This window comes from Kitasatospora sp. NPDC058046 (assembly GCF_042885595.1).
In the GTDB taxonomy this organism is placed as follows: Bacteria; Actinomycetota; Actinomycetes; order Streptomycetales; family Streptomycetaceae; genus Kitasatospora.
The window spans coordinates 435,701-453,661 of sequence record NZ_JBHVRS010000004.1 but is presented as its reverse complement, the minus strand read 5'-3'; the positions used below and the strand labels follow the sequence as shown (position 1 = coordinate 453,661).

The following is a 17,961-nucleotide window of genomic DNA, read 5'->3' as shown; positions in this document are numbered from 1 at the left end:
CCGTGTGTCCCAGCGCACAGCTCACCAGGCGAACGGGGCAGTTGACAAGAGGCTCCTGTGAATTGGTGTAGACCTTTGACCGACGGCCGGGCGGCGGCCGACCGGCGACCGGCCGGCCTCGCGTCCGGTCCGCCGCGGAGGACCGGACGGCCGTTCGGGGGTGGGTGGGCCCGTGCCCCGGCCCGCCCGGCGGGGACACGGACCCGGCTCTCAGGCGGCCAGCCGGGGGCCCTCCTCGCCGCCCTCGACCGGAACCCGATCATCCTCCCTCACCCGTTCGGCCGATGCTGTGTTCGGCCGGACATCGGGGCCGGTTCCGATGGGGGCCTCGGTGTGGTGTTCGATTCCGTTCGCGTCCTTCCCGGTGCGGGCCTCGACCGGGCTGAACGTCCCGGCGGCCCGGTCGAGGACGTAGGCCTGGGCCGTCGCGAGGTCGAAGTACATCCCGACCAGCCGCAGGGTGCCCTCCTCGACCCGGCGCTCCACCGCCGGGTTGGCCAGCAACTGGTCCAGCTGCTGGACCACGTTGGTGATGCAGAGCTGCTCCACGACGTCCACCGCGGGCCGGGCGGCGAACTCCGCCGGGACCCGTCGGAGCCGGTCCAGCGAGCCGCGGCCGTTGCGCAGCCAGCGGGTCAGCGGGGTGGGCGGCCCGGGGCGCTCGTGCACGCCGTCCAGCAGGGCCTGCATCGCGCCGCAGCCGGAGTGGCCGCAGACCGTGATCGAGCACACCTCCAGCACCTCGACCGCGTACTGCACCGCGGCGGCCACCGAGTCGTCCGCCGCGCCGGGTTCGTGCGGGGCCGGCACCAGGTTGCCCACGTTCCGCACGGTGAACAGGTCCCCCGGACCGCTGTTGGTGATCATGCTGGTGACCATCCGGGAGTCCGCGCAGGTCAGGAAGAGCTGGGAGGGCGTCTGCCCCTCGCGCGCCAGCCGGGCGAGTTCCGGCCGGACCAGCGGGGCGGTGTGCAGCTGGAACACCCGGACGCCGTCCAGCAGTCGGCCGTGCGGGTCCTCCTGCTGCTCGATGCAGTGGTGGCCGACCCAGGGCGTCCAGGCCCGGCAGCGGTGCGGGCCCGGTGAACTGCCCGCACGCACGGTGCCGTCCGGGTCGAGCACCTCGTCGTCCTGGCGGCGCGTCACCATCGAGACCAGGCCGCCCGCCTCCTGGTGCCCGGCCCGCCAGGTGTGCAGCGTCTCGTACGCGGCGTGGTCCAGGAAGGAGCCGTCGTGGACCACGGTGACCTCGGCCCCGGCCGGGATGCCGGCCAGTGCCCGACCGAGCCGGGGCACGGTGGTGAAGGTGAGCGGGCCGTGCGTCCGGACGGTGACCGCGCCCCCGGGGCCGGTCTCCACGTCCACGTGGGCGCGGGTCAGCCGGTAGAGGGCGAGCAGGACGGCGGTGCCGGCGCCGATCGCGACACCCCACAGCACGCCGCCGGCCACCACGCCGAGCACGGTGATCAGGTAGACCGGGAACTCGCGGTGCCGGTGCACCTTGCGGATGTGCGCGAAGCTCACCATCTGCAGCCCGACCACCAGCACCAGCGCGGCGAGCGCGGCCAGGGGGATCCGGCGCAGTCCGCCGGTCAGCGCCAGCGCGGCGGCCAGCACCCAGACGCCGTGCAGCACCGAGGCCCACCTGGTCTGGCCGCCGGCCCGCACGTTGGCGGTGCTGCGCACCGCGCCCCCGGCGACCGGCAGCCCGCCGACCAGTCCGCTCACCAGGTTGGCGAGGCCCTGCCCGCGCAGTTCGCGGTCGAGGTCGCCGGTGCGGCGGGACATCCGGTCGGTCGCGACGGCGGACAGCAGCGACTCCACGCTGGCCACGGCGGTGACGGTGAGGACGGCGGCGAGCAGCCCGAGGACCGGGCCGTGCGGCAGCGCGGGCAGGAGGGCCTGCGGCCGCCAGGCGGGCAGCTCGATGTGGGCGAGCCGCAGGTCCAGGGCGAACACGAGGGCGGTGGCCAGTGCGACCCCGGCCAGCGGGCCGGGGACCCTGGCCAGCCGGGCGCCGAACTCGCCCGCTCGGCCGGGCAGTCGGCCGAGCCGGGGCCAGCCGACCAGGACGGCCACGGTCACCGCGCCGGCCAGCAGCGCGGGTGGGTGCGGGCCGGCCAACTGGCCGGGAAGGGCCAGGATGTCGGCGATCGCGGAGCTCTGCGGCGAGCCGCCGAGGACGACGTGCAACTGCGCGATGGCGATGGTGATCCCGACCCCCGCCAGCATGCCGTGCACGATCGCGGGCGAGACGGCGAGCGCGGTCCGGGCCACCCGGCGTGCGCCGAGCAGGAGTTGGAGCAGTCCGGCGGCGACGGTGATGGCGCAGGTGGCCCGCCAGCCGTACTGGGCGATCAGTCCGGCGGTGATCACCGTCAGCGCCGCCGAGGGGCCGCTGACCTGGAGCGGTGTGCCGCCGAACAGCCCGACCACGATGCCGCCCACGGCCGCGGCGGCCAGGCCGGCGGTGAGCGGGGCGCCGGTGGCGAGCGCGATGCCGAGGGAGAACGGCACGGCGATCAGGAAGACCACGAGGGACGCGGAGAGATCCTGGGCCCACCGGATGCGGGGGCCCGCGCCCGGCGGCGCGTGGTCGGTGGTGTCGGAGGCGATGGGGGCACTGGAGATGTCGAGGGTCATTGTCTTCCCGTCTGTCCGGGGGAGCGAACGCAGTCAGGTCCGGCGGTGAATCCGGGGTGGGGCTCCGGGGCGGATCGGCTGTCGTGGGCGCGACGGTGTGGCGGGATGGCGTGGGCGCGGCGGGGGAGTGCGGGTGTCACCGGCCGGCGTTGACCATCAGGCCCGCCAGGGCTTCGGGCGAGGTGCGGGACGTCTCACCGGGGGCCACCGGGCGAACCATCAAGACTCGGTAAACCGAGGGTAATGAAAGCTTTGCACAGCGTGGTTCCGGGAGGGAAGCGGAAAACCCCCTGATTCACCCCAATGGGTGGTGGCCTAACGGTCGGGAATCTGCTGGTCGCAGCGGTCGTGGCTCCCGTCCGCCGGGGTCGGCTCCGGGGCCGGGCGCGGCGAACGGGCCGCGACCTCCCGGAGCGGGGGAGGTCGCGGCCCGTTCGGCGGCGGTGGTGGGGGTCAGGCGCGGGCGCCCGCCGGGGCGGTGCGCGTGTCGCCGTCCGCGAACCCGCCCAGGACGAAGTCCTCATCCACCTGGGTCGCGAGGTCGATGCCGACCTTGGAGTTGGCCCAACTCTCCGCGTTGCGGCGGTGGAAGAGCACCGCCTGCTCGGTGTAGCGGCGCGCGTCCCGCCGCCCGTACGCCGCGTCGGCCTCGATCCGCAGCTCCTCCAGCACGGCCCGGTCGGCCGTCTCCAGGGACTTCAGCGGCGGTTCGGCGCCCTGCTCCAGGCGGCGCACCCAGTCCGACTGCCGGAAGGTGGTGAGCAGGTCGTCGCCGACCTCGCGGCGCAGGAAGGCCAGGTCGTCCGGCCCCTGCACCTTGTTGCCGACCACCCGCAGCCGCACGCCGAAGTCGCGGGCGTAGTCCTTGTACTGGCGGTAGACGGAGACACCCTTGCGGGTCGGTTCGGCGACCAGGAAGGTCAGGTCGAAGCGGGTGAACAGGCCGGAGGCGAAGGAGTCCGAGCCCGCGGTCATGTCGGTCACCAGGTACTCGCCCGGGCCGTCCAGCAGGTGGTTGAGCAGCAGCTCCACCGCGCCGACCTTGGAGTGGTAGCAGGCCACCCCGAGGTCCTCCTCGGTGAACGCGCCGGTCGCCAGCAGCCGGACCGAGCCCTCGTCCAGCGCGATCGGGCGGGCGCAGGCGGCGTAGACCGGGTTCTCCTCGACGATCCGCAGCAGCCGCGAACCGCGGCCGGGCGGCGTGGTTTTGATCATCTCGTCGGAGGAGCGGATGAGCGGGTTGCTGCCGCGCAGGTACTCCTTGATCTCCGGCAGGTGCCCGCCCAGCGAGGGCAGGGCGGCGGCCTGAGTGTCCGTCAGGCCCAGCGCGGGGCCCAGGTGCTGGTTGATGTCGGCGTCCACGGCGACGACCGGCCGGCCCAGGGCTGCCAGGTGGCGGATGAACAGCGCGGACAGCGTGGTCTTCCCGCTGCCGCCCTTGCCGACGAAGGCGATCTTCATCTGGGGACTCCGGCTCTCGCTCAGGGCCCTCGCTGCGGGCCGTCCGCCCAGGGGCCGCGCGACGCCGCCCCTAGTTGGAAATCGTTATCGTCTCCGATAGCGGCCATGCTAGCCGGGGTTTGGGTGTCGCCGGGGGCGGGAAGTGGGGATTGCCTCTAACGGGTGATGCGGGGTTGCTGTTCCGGGAGGGGCGGCCCGTTCATTACTCTCGGGTAGGTGAGCACTGGAACTGATCCCCTCGCCCCGCTGGCCCAGCTCCCCGGGGTGCCCGACGCGGTCGCCGAGGTGCGCAAGGCCGTCGACCGGCTCTACGGCCACCGGGTGATGCGCCGCCGCGCGGCCGAGGTCACCTCCGAGTCCGCGCTGCGCGGCGCCCGCGCGTCGGCGGCCCTGGCCGGGGCCGACTGGCCGCTGGAGGAGGTCCGCCGCCGCAGCGACTTCGGCGCGGACCCCGAGGCCCGGACGGTCGGCGCGGCCCTGCGGATCGCCGCCGAGGCCGGCCAGCTGCTCAGCATCTGGCGGCACTCGCCGCTTCAGGTGCTGGCCCGGCTGCACCTGCTCGCGGTCGGCGACGGCGATCCGGCCGCCGGTCGGCCGCGGCGGGCCGGGGAGGGCGCGGAGGTGCTGTTCCCGCAGGAGCTGGAGCCGGTGGAGAGCGTCGAGGTCGAGGCCGTCGACGGGCCGCCGCCCGTGCTGCCGCCCGCTCCGGGTGCGGAGGAGGTCGCGGCCCGGCTCGACCAGCTCTCCCGGCTGCTGGTGGCGCGCGCGGAGGGCCAGGGCGTGGGCACGCCGGCCCTCGTCGTGGCCTCGGTGGTGCACGGCGAACTGCTCGCGCTGCGGCCGTTCGGCGCCCACAACGGCGTGATCGCGCGGGCCGCCCAGCGGATCGTGCTGATCGCCGAGGGGCTCGACCCGAAGTCGATCTGCCCGGCCGAGGTCGGCCTGGCCGAGCTGGGCACCGCCGCCCACCGCCGAGCCCTGGCCGGCTACCTGGCGGGGACCCCCGAGGGGATGGCGGCCTGGATCGCGTACAGCGGTCGGGCGCTGCGGCTCGGGGTGCGGGAGAGCACGGCGGTCTGCGAGGCGATGCAGCGCGGGATGGTCTGAGCGCCCCGCTCGGGACGGCGCGCGCGCCCCGGGAGGGGCGCGCGGAGACGAGGATGCGGCGGCACCTGCTCCTGCCGGGTGCCGCCGCTGGTGCAGATACCGGGTGACCATGCATGCACCGGAAGTGCCGATCAGACGGGGATCCTGCCCGTTCGTCTGGTCCGGCGGCCCGACAGCGGGTCGGCTGCATGTGGGTGCCCGGATATCTGTACGTGCGGTCCGTGGGGCCTGAACTGCGTTGTCGGTTTGACCTCTTAAGGTCCTGACCGGGTCTCGCGGGCCGTGCTTCATTTGTATCGCGTTTCGGGGGAAAGGGGAACCCGAAAAGAGAAGTCTGTCCCGATTGACCGTTTTGTCCAAGGGCTGCCGGGCCGCCCGCCTCAGGCGAGGGGGCGCCTCCGGCGGGCCAGGTACCAGATCACCCCGGCGGTCACCACGGCCGTCCCGACCGCCACCGCGGTCAGCACCGAGCCGCTCGGGGCCGAGAACTCGGGCAGTCGGCGCCGCAGTTCCACCGGCTTGTCGAAGACCAGCACCGGCCACTCCCGGGCCTGCGCCTCTTTCCGCAGCGCGCGGTCCGGGTTGACCGCCGACGGATGGCCGACCGCCTCCAGTAGCGGCAGGTCGGTGGAGGAGTCGCTGTAGGCGAAGGAGGCGGCCAGGTCGTAGCCCTCGGTCGCGGCCAACTCCCGAATGGCCGCGGCCTTGTTCTCGGCGTAGGCGTAGTACTCGATCTCGCCGGTGTAGCAGCCGTCCTCGACCTGGAGCCGGGTGGCGATCACGTGGTCCGCGCCGAGCAGCCGGCCGATCGGCTCGACCACCTCGGAGCCGGAGCTGCTGACGATCACCACGTCCCGGCCGGCCGCGTGGTGCTGCTCGATCAGCGAGGCCGCCTCGTCGTAGATGATCGGGTCGATCAGGTTGTGCAGGGTCTCGGCGACGATCTCGCGGACCTGCTGGACGTTCCAGCCCCGGGTGAGCGCGGAGAGGTACTGGCGCATCTTCTCCATCTGGTCGTGGTCCGCGCCGCCGACCAGGAAGACGAACTGGGCGTACGCGCTGCGCAGTACGGCCCGACGGTTGATCAGTCCGCCCTGGTAGAAGGGGCGGCTGAAGGCCAGTGCGCTCGACTTGGCGATGATGGTCTTGTCGAGGTCGAAGAAGGCCGCGGTGCGCAGCCCGCCGGGTCGGGGGCGAACGGGCGGGCGGAGCTCTTCGGGCCCGGTGGCGTCGCCCTGGGACTCGTCGGCGTAGTCGTCGGCGTTCTCGGTGGTGTCCACGGGAACCGAGGATAGAGGGAGCCGCAAAAGACCCCGCCATTCGGCGTACTCGCGGGCGTGCGGGTTTGTGTTTCTGGCCGCTCGGGTACACCATGGAAGTCACGGATCGTTCGCGACCGTGCTAACCCGGTCCGGCTCCTCCCCCCCGAGCCGGGCTGTGGATAGACGACCCCCGCTCTCCCCCCCGGCGGGGGTCGTCGCACGTCCGGGGCCATTTTCAGGGCTTGAACGCCCCTCGCCGCGGGTGCGCCGCCGTCGTGTCGACGGCTTACAGGGGGTGTCGCCACTCCGGCCCGTCGATCGACTTTCGTCACTCTGTGTCGCCATTTGCTCATGCCCGTCGAGGATCGAACGGCTGGTTCCGATCGGTGGTGCGAGCCCGTTCGGAAGCCGTTCGGAAGCGCTGTCCGGAAGGCGGCGGGCGGAGGTCGGGAGAACGGCTGAACGGGACGGGGCGGGTCGCCGGTTCATCTCGGTGACCCCCTTTCGTCAATTCTTCGCCGAATAGCCCCCCGCCCGGGTGAACGTTTTCCTCCACAGCACACGAGTTATCCACAGGCAATCGGAACCCGGATGACGAAATCCGGATCTCCCCCCACCGTGATGACCGGCGGCGGTCGCCGGGCAGGGCCTCACCCCCTTCCTCCCTCAGAGGCCTGTCGGGCGGCCGTCCGCCGGAACCGTCCGACGTGCGCCGTCGGCCACCCCGGTGGCCGGCTGCGCGGAGGGGAGCAACCATGTCGACGCCGATCGCCGACCACATCACCGCCGAGGGCCCCGCGGTCGCCGGGCCGCTCGTCGTCACCGAGGACGAGGGCCTGGCCGAGCACCTGCTGCGGATCTGCGCGGCGGCGGGCACCGAGCCGAGGCTGGTCCGGGGCGCGCCGCCGACGCGGGACCTCTGGGAAGGGGCCTCGCTGGTCCTGGTCGGGGACGACCAGGCCGTCCGCTGCTCCGGGCTGGGGCGGCGCGGCGGAGTGCTGCTGCTCGGGCTGGACCTGGACGACCCCGGGGTGTGGGTCAGAGCCGTCCAACTCGGGGCCGAGCACGTGCTGTTCCTGCCCGACGCCGAGGCCTGGCTGCTCGACCGGATCGCCGACGCGGCCGAGGGCGTCGGCTGCCCGGCGGTCACCGTCGCGGTGCTCGGCGGGTCCGGCGGGGCCGGGGCCTCGACCCTGGCCTGCGCGCTGGCGGTCACGGCCGCGCGGGCGGGCCGGCGGACGATGCTCCTGGACGGCGATCCGCTGGGCGGGGGCCTCGACATCCTGCTCGGCGGCGAGCGGGTCAGCGGGCTGCGCTGGCCCGATCTGGCCGGCTCCCGCGGGCGGGTGAGCGGGGCCGAGCTGGCCCGGGCGCTGCCCACGCTCAAACGGCTCTCCGCGCTGTCCTGCCTGTCCTGGGACCGCGGCGACACCCTGACGGTGCCGCCGGAGGCCATGCGCAGCGTGCTGGCCGCCTCCAGGCGGCGCGGCGGGCTGGTGGTGGTCGACGTGCCCCGGCACCTCGACGCGGCCGCCGGGCAGGCGCTGGAGCAGTCCGACCTGGCGCTCCTGGTGGTGTCGGCCGAGCTGCGCGCGGTGGCCGCCGCCGACCGGGTCGCGGCGGCGGCCCGGATGCGGCTCGGGGACGTCCGGGCCGTGGTGCGGCCGGTGCGGGCCGGCGGGCTCCCGGCCCGGCAGATCGTCCGCGGGCTGCGGTTGCCGCTGGCGGGGGAGCTGGAGCCGGAGCCGGGCCTGGCCCAGGACGTCGTGAAGGGCGTCCCGCCCGGAAGCCGGGAGGGCGGCCCTCTCGCGCGCTTCTGCGCGAGCTTCCTGACCGAGGTGCTGCCGCCGGTGCCGGTGGCCGGAGGAGGTGTGTACTGATGGTCCGTCTGCGCAGAACGGTCCTTCGGAGCGGATCGCCCGGTCCGGGCGGCGGTGCGCGGGAGCACCGGCCGCTGCGGAGCGTGCCGCCGCCCGGCGGGCCGCCGGAGCCCGGGCACGGGCCCTGTCCGTACGGTCGTACGGCCCGCGAGCAGCGGGCGGCGGCCCTGGTGGACGCGGTCCGGCTGCGGCTGGCCGAGTCGGGGGCCGCCCCGACGGCAGGCTCGGTCGCGGCCGCGCTGCGGGCCACCCGCCCGCCGCTCGGCGGGGACGAGGTCCTGGACACCGTGCGCTCGCTGCGCGCCGAACTGGTGGGTGCGGGCCCGCTGGACCGGCTGCTGGCGGCGCCCGACGTCACGGACGTCCTGGTGAACGGTCCGGACGAGGTGTGGGTCGACCGTGGCGGCGGCCTGCAGCGAACCACCGGAGTCCGTTTCGCCGACGCCGAGGCGGTGCGGCGGCTGGCCCACCGGCTGGCCACGGCGGCCGGCCGGCGGCTGGACGACGCCCGCCCGTGGGTGGACGCCCGGCTGCCGGACGGGACCCGGCTGCACGCCGTACTGCCGCCGATCGCGGCCGGCTGCACGCACATCTCGCTGCGGGTCTGCCGCCCCCGGCCCTTCACGCTCGACGAGCTGGTGGCGGGCGGGTCGCTGCCACCGGAGGGTGCGGAGCTGCTCGCGGGCATCGTGCGGGCCCGGCTGTCGCTGCTCGTGTCCGGCGGGACGGGCTCGGGGAAGACCACGCTCCTGTCGGCCCTGCTCGGTCTGGTCGGGCCGGACGAGCGGATCGTGCTCGCCGAGGACTCCGCCGAGCTGCAACCGGCCCACCCGCACGTGGTCCGGTTGCAGAGCCGGCCTCCCAACCAGGAGGGGCTGGGCGAGTTCACCCTGCGGGACCTCGTCCGCCAGGCGCTGCGGATGCGTCCGGACCGGCTGGTGATCGGCGAGGTCCGCGGGCCCGAGGTGTCGGACCTGCTGGCCGCGCTGAACACGGGGCACGAAGGCGGCTGCGGCACGGTCCACGCCAACACGGCGGCGGACGTGCCGGTCCGGCTGGAGGCCCTGGGCGCGCTCGCGGGCCTCGACCGGACGGCGCTGCACGGCCAACTGCGGGCCGCGCTCGACGTGGTGGTGCACCTGATCCGCGATCCGGGCTCGGGGCGGCGCCGGGTGGCGGAGATCCACACGCTGGCCGGGGCCGGTGACGGGTCGGCCGTGACCACACCCGCGGTGGCCTTCCCGGCGTCCGGTGGCCTGACCCCCGGTGCGGGGTGGGAGCGGCTGGTCGGACTGCTGGCGGCGCGCGGGGTGTCGCTCGGGCGGGGGCGCCCGTGATCGCCGTGACGGTGGCCGGGCCGGTGGGCGCGGACGTGCGGGTGGTGGAAGTCGCCTTCGCCCTGTTGGTGGGCGGGTGCGCCGTGGGAGCCCTGGTGCTGCTCGGCGGCGCGGGCCGGAAAGACCGAGGTCAACGGAGGTGAATGAAGTGATGCAGAGTCAGCTCGCGTTCTGCTGGGTGCTGGCGTTGTTCCTGGTGGCCGTCGCCGCGTGGCGTGCGGTGCAGGAGCAGTTGCCGGGCGGGCAGCGCTCCAGGCTGGTGCTGGCGGGCGGCGGGCCTCCGGTGCGGGGGCCCGGCCCGGAGATCGCGGTGCGGTCCTGGGCCAGGGGGCGACTGCCGGGCTTCCTGGTGCCCGAACTGCTGCTCCTTCCACTGGGGTTGGCCGCTGGGCAGGCCACCGCCTCACCGGTGCCGGTGCTCGCGGCCGCACTGGCCGTCCTGCCGCTGCGCAGGTGGCGGCTGCGGCGACGCCTGGCGGTGGAGGCCCGGCACCGGGCCGCAGCCGTGGTGGAGCTCTGCGCGGGCCTGGCGGGGGAGTTGCGCGGTGGTGCGACACCTGAACAGGCGCTGCACCTGGTCACCGCGCGGCTCGCCGCCGACCCGGAGGGGCTGCGCAGGCTCGGCGAGGAGCCGGTGGCCCGACTGGCGGCGGGCCGTTACGGCGGGGACGTACCCGCCGCGCTGCACCTGCTGGCCGAACTTCCGGGCGGCAGTGGGGCCGCGGCCGTCGCGGCCTGCTGGCGGGTGGCCGAGGGCAGCGGATCGGGGTCGGCCGATGCGCTGGACCGGGTCGCGGAGGCGCTGCGCGGCGAGCGGGCGCTCGCGGAGGAGATCGCCGGGGAACTGGCAGGACCGCGCGCGACGATCGCCGTCCTGGCCGCGCTGCCGGGCGTCGGGCTGCTCCTCGGCGCGGCGCTCGGGGCGCACCCGCTGGAGGTCCTGCTGCACACCCCGGCCGGGCTGGGCTGCCTCGTGGCGGGGGCGGTCCTGGAGGGGCTGGGCGTGCTCTGGACGGCACGCATCGTCCGGGCGGCGGCCCACGGCGCGCTGGAGGTGCCGGCTGGGTGGGGTGGTCGGTGTGCGGCCTCAGGTCGTGTGGGGCCCGCTCTTCGGCCGGGCGAGCGGAACCGCAGGCTGTCGCGGGTGCATGCACGGGCGCTCGGGGTGGAAGCGAGGGCGAGGTGATGCGGGGCATCGAGTGGGCGGCTTTCGCCCTCACGGCAGGCGTGGTTGCTGCGGGGTGGGCGTCGGTGCGCGGCCGGGTAAGACGCCGACGGGTGCTCGTCCGGGCCCGGGGTGGAGAGGGGATCGGAAGGCGAACCAGGGCTGCTGCCTTGGTGGTTGAGCGTCGCCGACGGCTGTTGGTGGCGGGCGTCGCCGGGATCACGGCGGCGGTGCTGCTCGGTGGCGGCCCCGGGCTGGCCGTCGGGGTGCTGCTCGCGGTGGGCGTCCATCGCTGGTCGGCCCGGGCGCGCTCGCCGGCCGATCGCAGGGCTGCCCGCGAGGAGGAGCTGCTGACCAGGCAACTCCCGCTGGGCGCTGAGCTGTTGGCGGCCTGCCTCGGCTCGGCGGCGCTCCCCTCGGAGGCCGTGTCGGCGGTGGGTCGAAGTGTGGGGGCGCCGCTGGGGCCCCGGCTGGCGGCGATCGGGGCCGAACTGGCCCTGGGTGCACCGCCGGAACTGTGCTGGCACCGCCTGGGCGAGCAGCACCCGTCGCTGGCGCCGCTGGCGCGCTGTCTGGAGCGCAGCAGCCTCGGCGGCGTCCCCGCCGCCGGCCCGCTGATCGGGCTGGCGCAGGGGCAGCGCACGGCGGCCGCCCGCGCGGCCCACACTCGGGTCCGCCGGGCCGCAGTGCTCGCCACCGCGCCGCTGGGGCTCTGCTTCCTCCCGGCCTTCGTCCTGATCGGCGTGGTGCCGGTGGTCGTCGGCCTCACCAGCCGCTTCGCCGAGGCGATGTGAAGGATCGTCGGCCGCATGAGCGGCCGTCGTACGTCGAGTGACAGGAGAGTTCCATGACCGCAGTGATCGCGATTCGGCCCGGTGCCGGGCGTCCGCTCCGCCCGTTGGCCGAGGAGTGGCGGCGGAGGAGCCACCGGTCGGCCCGTCGGGTGCGCTGGGCAGCCCGCCGGGTCCGCCGGGTGGCGCGGCTCCGGGGCCGCTCGGACGCCGGGATGACCACGGCCGAGTACGCCGTCGGGACGCTGGGCGCGTGCGCCCTCGCGGCCGGGCTGTACAAGGTGGTGACCAGCGACGCCATCACCGGTGCGCTGACCGACATGCTGGTACGGGCGCTCCATGCGACCTGAGGCCGGCTGCCGAACTCCCGCCGGTGGGCCGCCTTCGGCCGGTGGACCCCTGGGGGCGGGCGCACCCCGTGGGGCTGCCTCCGGTCGTCGGTGGCCCCCGGCCGGGCGGTCGGGAGGAGGTTCTGTCCCCGTCTCGCGAGGCACGCACCCCGGCGTCGCTCCGCCCGTGCTCCGGGCGGGCGGCAGGGGCCTGAGAACGGACCCGGGCCGGGCGTGGTCGATGCGCCCGGGGCGGCGCGGCGATGCGGGCTTCGTGACGGCGGAGACGGCGGTGGCACTGCCGGTGCTCCTCCTGCTCGCGGGGATGCTGATCTGGGGCGTGCTCGCGGCGGCCGCGCAGATCCGCTGTGTGGACGCCGCCAGGGTCGGCGCCAGGGCGGCCGCTCGCGGGGAGGCGGACGCCGCCGGGCTCGCCCGCGCGGCGGCCCCGCCGGGCGCACAGGTCCGGGTCGCCGTGGCGGCCGACACGGTCCGGGTCGACGTGGAGGCGCCGTGCGCTGGGCCGGGCAGGCTCGGCGGGCTGCTCGCCGTCCGGCTCACTGCGGCGGCCGTGGCGGCCCGGGAGGACGTCCTGGTGGCGGGCGCGGAGGCAGGTGGTGGCCCGTGGCCGTCCTGACCGGCCTGCGGGAGGCGGCGGAGCGGCTGGCACGCGCCCGTGCGGCCCGAGCGGTCGCGGTGGGCGGCCGGGGGCCGGACGCCGGCTCGGCGACGGTCTGGCTGCTCGCCCTGGCGATGCTGGGCACGGCGGTGTTCGCCGGGACGATCGCGGTCGGCTCGGTGGTGGCCGCTCGGCACCGGGCCGAGTCGGCGGCCGACCTCGCGGCCCTCGCCGCGGCGGACCGACTGCTGCTGGACCGGGACGGCGGCTGCGCCCGGGCCGCCGGGATCGCCGCCGTCCAGGGCGCCGGGCTGGTGTCCTGTGCGGTCGACCGGTCGGCGGACGCCGTCGAGGTGGTGGCCGAGGTGGAGGTCCGCAGGCTCCCGGCCCGACTGCCGGTCGGCCCGGCGCGGGCGAGGGCTCGGGCCGGGCCGGTACGGGCCCCGGTCACCGGCCCCGAGGACGCGCCGGAGGGCGGGCCGGGCGGGGCTCCGGGCGGAGTCCCGAGCGCGGCTGCGGGGGCGGCCTCATGAACCGGCCGGTGCGCCACCGTCCGGTCCCGGGACCGCTTCCGGTCCGTCTGCCTCCGGCCCGTCCGGCCCGTCCGGCCCGTTCGGGGCCCCCTGCCCGTCGTCCGGTGCCTCCGTGGCTTCGGGTGCCCCGGCCAGCAGGACGCCCAGGAGCCGGATGGCGGCGGCCTTGTCCAGCGGGTCGTTCCCGTTGCCGCACTTGGGCGACTGGACGCAGGACGGGCAGCCGCGCTCGCACTCGCAGGAGGCGATCGCCGTCCGGGTGGCCGTCAGCCACTGGACCGCCCGCTGGAAGCCGCGTTCGGCGAAGCCGGCCCCACCGGGGTGGCCGTCGTAGACGAACACGGTCGGCAGGCCGGTGTCCGGGTGCAGCGGGACGGAGACGCCGCCGATGTCCCACCGGTCGCAGGTGGCGAACAGCGGCAGCAGCCCGATCGAGGCGTGTTCGGCGGCGTGGGCGGCGCCGGGCAGCTGGTCGGGCGGGATGTCCGCGTCGAGCAGCTGGTCCTCGGTGACGGTCCACCAGACCGCCCGGGTGCGCAGTGTGCGGGGCGGCAGGTCGAGCTTGGTCTCGCCCATGATCTCCCCGGTGGAGATCCGCTTGCGGAGGTAGCCGACCACCTGGTTGACCACCTCCACCGAGCCGAAGCTGAGCCGGCCCTCGCCCCAGTCCACGGTGGTGTCGGTGTCGAGGACGGAGATGGAGGTGATGTCGCGGGCGGCCGTGGTGTACGGCGGGTCGGCCGGTTCGACCAGGGCGACGGAGTTCTCCAGGTCGAACTCCCGGACCAGGTAGGTGCGGCCCTGGTGCAGGTGGACGGCGCCGGTGTGGACGGTGGTGTGCGCGGCCGCGGCGTCCACCGTGCCGAGCAGCCGGCCGGTGTCGGCCTCGACGATCTGCACCGGGTTGCCGCCGCTGCCGCGCAGGTCCACGGCGTCGGCCGCGCGCTCGCGACGGGTCCAGTACCAGGAGCCGTCACTGCGCCGGCGCAGCAGGCCGCGCCGCTCCAGGACCGGCAGCAGTGGTGCGGTGGACGGCCCGAACAGCTCCAGGTCGGCATCGGTGAGCGGGAGTTCGGCGGCGGCCGCGCACAGGTGCGGGGCGAGCACGTGCGGGTTGTCGGGGTCGAGCACGGTGGCCTCGACGGGGGCCGCGAACAGCGCCTCGGGGTGGTGCACCAGGTAGGTGTCCAGCGGGTCGTCCCGGGCGATCAGGACGGCCAGCGCGCCCTGGGCCTCCCGCCCCGCGCGGCCCGCCTGCTGCCAGAGCGAGGCCCGGGTGCCGGGGTAGCCGGCCATCAGGACGGCGTCGAGGCCGGAGATGTCGACGCCGAGTTCGAGAGCGGAGGTGGAGGCGAGGCCGAGCAGTCGTCCGGAGTGCAAGTCGCCTTCCAAGGCCCGGCGTTCGTCGGCGAGGTAACCGCCGCGGTAGGCGGCCACCCGTCCGGCGAGCGGGCGGCCGAGCTGGTCCTGGGCCTGGAGCGCGACGAGCTCGGCGGCGCGCCGGGAGCGCACGAAGACGACGGTGCGGGTCTCCCGTTCGACCAGCTCGGTCAGCAGGTGGGCCGCCTCGGCGGTCGCGGTGCGGCGCACGGGCGCGCCGTGCTCGCCGACGTTCTCGGTCAGCGGCGGCTCCCAGAGGCCGAAGACCATCGGCCCGCGCGGCGAGGCGTCCTCGGTGACGGCCACGGCGGGCAGGCCGGTCAGCCGCCGGGCGGTCGCGGCCGGGTCGGCGGTGGTGGCGGAGGCCAGCAGGAAGGCGGGTGACGAACCGTAACGGGCGCAGATGCGGCGCAGCCGCCGCAGCACCTGGGCGACGTGCGAGCCGAACACGCCCCGGTAGCTGTGGCACTCGTCCACGACCACGTAGCGCAGCGCCTTGAGGAAGGAGGACCAGCGGGCATGGCCGGGCAGGATGCCCCGGTGCAGCATGTCCGGGTTGGTGAGCACGTAGGAGGCGTACTGGCGGACCCACTCGCGCTCCTCGGGTGGGGTGTCGCCGTCGTAGAGGGCGGCGCGCACCCTCGGTGGGGCGAGTTCGGCGGCCCGGCGCCGCTGGTCGGCGGCGAGCGCCTTGGTCGGGGCCAGGTAGAGCGCGGTGGCGCCGCGGCCGTTGCGGGCCTCGGTGCCGTCCAGCAGGTCGCTGAGCACCGGGGCCAGGTAGCCCAGCGACTTGCCCGAGGCGGTGCCTGTGGCGATCACCACAGTCTGGCCGCTTTTGGCCAGATTCATCGCTTCTGCCTGGTGCGCCCACGGCTGTTCGACCCCGACGGCACGAGCCGCGGCCACGACCTCCGGACGGATCGAGTCCGGCCATGGTGAATAACGCGCAGGTCGGGCGGGAAGGTGCTCCGTATGGGTGAGTCGGTCGGACCGCCCCCGGCCGGCGGCCAGGGTCGTGAGCAGTGCCTCGGGCGGGCTGTGTCGGGGCGGCATGAGGACCCAGTGTGTCACCGGCGTGACGGAGAATCGTCGTAAGCCATCGTGCGGGCATGGTCGCAGGTGGTTGAATGTGGCCGTGACGGCCGTATGGCCGTGGGTCGCAGCGCCGAGGCTTGCCACGCGTGGCTGGGCGCGCCCGGGCTCGCGACCATGCGGTGGCGGCCGTCCGGCCGAGGATCGCACATGACGTAGCAAGGCAAGGTGCTGGAGGTTCCGTGGACCTGTCCCTGTCGACCCGTTCAGTCGGCGATCGTACGGTCGTCGAGGTTGGCGGCGAGATCGATGTGTACACCGCCCCGAAGCTGCGGGAGCAGCTGGTCGAGCTCGTCAACGACGGCAAGTACCACCTCGTCGTCGACATGGAAGGCGTTGACTTCCTCGACTCGACCGGCCTCGGTGTGCTGGTGGGCGGTCTGAAGCGAGTGCGTGCCCACGAGGGCTCGCTGCGCCTCGTCTGCAACCAGGAGCGCATCCTGAAGATCTTCCGCATCACCGGCCTGACCAAGGTCTTCCCGATCCACACCTCGGTGGACGACGCGGTCAACGCGACCGACTGACGCGGCCGGGCCGGCCCGTGCGGCCGGCCCCGCTCGTTCTTCGCGTCCGGGTGCCCGGGTCCGTGTGGCCCGGTGCGTCCCCCGGGCGCCCCTGGGCCGGTTCCGCCGGCCCGCAGGGGCCGGGTCTCCGGCCCCGGTCGGAGCACCCCGAGGGGGAGAGATGGCAACCGTCGAACTTCGATTCAGCGCGCTTCCCGAGCACGTGCGGACGGCCAGGCTGGTCGCCGCGGCCGTCGCCAGACGGGCCGGGGTCGACGAGTCGGTGCTCGACGAGGTACGGCTCGCGGTCGGCGAGGCGTGCTCCCGCGCGGTCGGACTGCACCAGCGCGGCGGCATCGGCGGCGCGGTCCGGGTCGCGCTGACCGATCAGGAGAAGCGTTTCCTCATCGAGGTCGAGGACGAGGCCGGCCCCGCCGCCGTCCCGGCCTCCGGCGACGCCGAGGGCGGCGAGCCGGACGAGGACACCCTGGGCCTCGCCGTGATCACCGGCCTGGTCGAGGACCTGGAGGTCACCAACGGCGCGGCCGGTGGCCTGATCCGGATGAGCTGGCCGGTTTCGGTTGCCTCCATCGCGGTCTGAGGCGCTGCCTCGACGTCTCCTCGCGTCCCCGCCGCCTCGCGGGCGCTTCCTCGCGCCCGAGAGCGGCCGGGGTCCTGTTCCCGGGCATGCGGTGACACACCGCTGATCCCGGCGGTTCGCCGCGTCGCGGACGAGGACGTCCACGCGGATCCGCGCCGTGCGGCCGCCCTGGCCGCTCGCGCAGACCACCCCACCGCCGAAACACCCGGGCCGGGACGAGTGCGAGCGGGCCTGACCCGGGCCGGGGCGTCGAGAGGGCGGCCCCTGGAGGGCGGGGGAGCCGGGAATCGGGGGACGGACGAATCGGGGGACGGACATCGGCCGTGTAGGTTCGACGACCGATGACGACCGAACCGAAAGGCTTCTCCCGGTGAACAAGCGACTGCTGGCCGTACCCGCCCTCGGCGTGCTGCTCGCGTTCGGCGCCGTCGGCTGCGGCGGCGACGACAACAACAGCAAGCAGCTGGAGTCCTGGGCGTCGAACGTCTGCGGCGCTGCCAAGGACCCGATCGCCCAGGCGCAGACCGCGCTGGCTGACACCGGACAGGTGAAGACCGGCGAGGCCCCGGCCGACCTCCAGAAGCGGCTCTCCACGGACATCGGGCGGCTGGCCAAGACCAACCAGGACATAGCCGCCGCCATCGACGCGGCCGGGGCGCCCAAGGTGCAGGACGGCGCGGCCCTCCAGAAGGACACCGTCGAGGAGCTGAAGAAGGCGGCCGACGGGTACGTGGAGGTCCAGAAGAAGGTGGACGCGCTGCCCAACAACGACCAGGCCAAGTTCGCCGACGGGCTGCGCAGCGTGGCCGACCAGGTGCAGCAGCTGGCCTCGCTCTCCACCCAGGCGCAGAGCAAGCTCCAGCGCGGTGAGCTCGGCGCGGCGATGGCCAAGCAGGGGGGCTGCAAGCCGTCCCCGACCACCGCCCCGAGCGGCGGCGCCACCGGCGGTGCGGGGGCCGGCGCGAGCGGCACCCCGGCCCCGGGCGGCACGACCCCGGCGCCGGGCGCCACCGACACCCCGAGCGCCCCGGCCACCACCCCGGCGCCCGGCGCGACCGACGGCACGAGCCCGGCCGCGGCCGGTGCGACCACCGCTCCGGCCGCCCCGCCCACCACCCCGGCGAACCCGGCCCCCAGCGCGAGCTGAGCCCGGGCGGACCAGACGGTCCGACGCGCCCGTCCCCGGTACCGGGGACGGGCCCGGTGACAGGGACGGCGAGCCGCCGCCCCCGGAGTCGCCGTCCCGCGAGTCGACGTC

At 75.3% G+C, this 17,961-nt stretch carries 15 protein-coding genes; 11 read left to right on the top strand and 4 right to left on the bottom strand.

What is annotated here, in order from left to right; translation table 11 throughout:
- Nucleotides 1-210 precede the first annotated feature (210 nt).
- Together ACFVU7_RS11880 and ACFVU7_RS11875 are read right to left on the bottom strand one after the other, a co-directional pair.
- A complete protein-coding gene (locus tag ACFVU7_RS11880; RefSeq protein ID WP_388044965.1) occupies nucleotides 211-2,643 on the bottom strand; it encodes a SulP family inorganic anion transporter in 2,433 nt (810 codons plus the stop codon).
- Nucleotides 2,644-3,096: 453 nt separating this feature from the next.
- Nucleotides 3,097-4,104: an ATP-binding protein gene (locus tag ACFVU7_RS11875; protein WP_388044964.1), complete on the bottom strand. Its 1,008-nt coding sequence runs from the start codon at nucleotides 4,102-4,104 to the stop codon at nucleotides 3,097-3,099.
- A gap of 216 nt (nucleotides 4,105-4,320) precedes the next feature.
- Here ACFVU7_RS11875 and ACFVU7_RS11870 point away from each other — a divergent pair, with 216 nt between their 5' ends.
- Nucleotides 4,321-5,211, top strand: coding sequence for an oxidoreductase (locus tag ACFVU7_RS11870; RefSeq protein WP_074001781.1), 891 nt, complete (start codon nucleotides 4,321-4,323; stop codon nucleotides 5,209-5,211).
- Nucleotides 5,212-5,591: 380 nt separating this feature from the next.
- On the opposite strand, the gene ACFVU7_RS11865 is transcribed toward ACFVU7_RS11870, so the two are convergent.
- Nucleotides 5,592-6,389: an HAD family phosphatase gene (locus ACFVU7_RS11865; RefSeq protein ID WP_049660070.1), complete on the bottom strand. Its 798-nt coding sequence runs from the start codon at nucleotides 6,387-6,389 to the stop codon at nucleotides 5,592-5,594.
- An 839-nt stretch (nucleotides 6,390-7,228) separates the two neighbouring features.
- On the opposite strand from ACFVU7_RS11865, the gene ssd reads away from it, so the two are divergent.
- From ssd to ACFVU7_RS11830, 7 genes are all read left to right on the top strand, one after another.
- A complete protein-coding gene (ssd, locus tag ACFVU7_RS11860; RefSeq protein ID WP_388044963.1) occupies nucleotides 7,229-8,353 on the top strand; it encodes a septum site-determining protein Ssd in 1,125 nt (374 codons plus the stop codon).
- Nucleotides 8,353-9,690 (top strand): TadA family conjugal transfer-associated ATPase, encoded by a 1,338-nt coding sequence (locus ACFVU7_RS11855; protein ID WP_388044962.1) that lies wholly within the window; start codon nucleotides 8,353-8,355, stop codon nucleotides 9,688-9,690. Before ssd ends, ACFVU7_RS11855 begins: the two co-directional genes overlap by 1 nt.
- Before the next feature lie 151 nt (nucleotides 9,691-9,841).
- Nucleotides 9,842-10,876 carry a type II secretion system F family protein gene (locus ACFVU7_RS11850; RefSeq protein WP_388045002.1) on the top strand — a complete coding sequence of 345 codons (1,035 nt, stop codon included), beginning with the start codon at nucleotides 9,842-9,844 and terminating at the stop codon, nucleotides 10,874-10,876.
- A 152-nt stretch (nucleotides 10,877-11,028) separates the two neighbouring features.
- Nucleotides 11,029-11,649 carry a type II secretion system F family protein gene (locus tag ACFVU7_RS11845; RefSeq protein WP_388044961.1) on the top strand — a complete coding sequence of 207 codons (621 nt, stop codon included), beginning with the start codon at nucleotides 11,029-11,031 and terminating at the stop codon, nucleotides 11,647-11,649.
- Between the two features lie 53 nt (nucleotides 11,650-11,702).
- Entirely contained in the window at nucleotides 11,703-11,996 is a 294-nt protein-coding gene (locus ACFVU7_RS11840) for a DUF4244 domain-containing protein (protein WP_082346309.1), read from the top strand.
- A 253-nt stretch (nucleotides 11,997-12,249) separates the two neighbouring features.
- Nucleotides 12,250-12,612, top strand: coding sequence for a TadE family type IV pilus minor pilin (locus tag ACFVU7_RS11835; RefSeq protein ID WP_388044960.1), 363 nt, complete (start codon nucleotides 12,250-12,252; stop codon nucleotides 12,610-12,612).
- Nucleotides 12,600-13,127: an Rv3654c family TadE-like protein gene (locus ACFVU7_RS11830; RefSeq protein WP_388044959.1), complete on the top strand. Its 528-nt coding sequence runs from the start codon at nucleotides 12,600-12,602 to the stop codon at nucleotides 13,125-13,127. The genes ACFVU7_RS11835 and ACFVU7_RS11830 overlap by 13 nt, the downstream gene beginning before the upstream one ends.
- On the opposite strand, the gene ACFVU7_RS11825 is transcribed toward ACFVU7_RS11830, so the two are convergent.
- Nucleotides 13,122-15,560, bottom strand: a complete 2,439-nt coding sequence (locus tag ACFVU7_RS11825) for a DEAD/DEAH box helicase (protein ID WP_388044958.1) — start codon at nucleotides 15,558-15,560, stop codon at nucleotides 13,122-13,124. The two genes, ACFVU7_RS11830 and ACFVU7_RS11825, sit on opposite strands and share 6 nt — an antisense overlap.
- Nucleotides 15,561-15,781: 221 nt before the next feature.
- On the opposite strand from ACFVU7_RS11825, the gene bldG reads away from it, so the two are divergent.
- The 3 genes from bldG (at nucleotide 15,782) to ACFVU7_RS11810 (ending at nucleotide 17,850) form a co-directional block, all read left to right on the top strand.
- On the top strand, nucleotides 15,782-16,123 hold the full coding sequence (gene bldG / locus ACFVU7_RS11820; protein WP_049659132.1) for an anti-sigma factor antagonist BldG: 342 nt from the start codon (nucleotides 15,782-15,784) through the stop codon (nucleotides 16,121-16,123).
- 160 nt (nucleotides 16,124-16,283) lie between these two features.
- Nucleotides 16,284-16,703 (top strand): ATP-binding protein, encoded by a 420-nt coding sequence (locus tag ACFVU7_RS11815; RefSeq protein WP_049659131.1) that lies wholly within the window; start codon nucleotides 16,284-16,286, stop codon nucleotides 16,701-16,703.
- Nucleotides 16,704-17,073: 370 nt separating this feature from the next.
- Entirely contained in the window at nucleotides 17,074-17,850 is a 777-nt protein-coding gene (locus ACFVU7_RS11810; protein WP_388044957.1) for a hypothetical protein, read from the top strand.
- The last annotated feature ends 111 nt before the right edge of the window (nucleotides 17,851-17,961 follow it).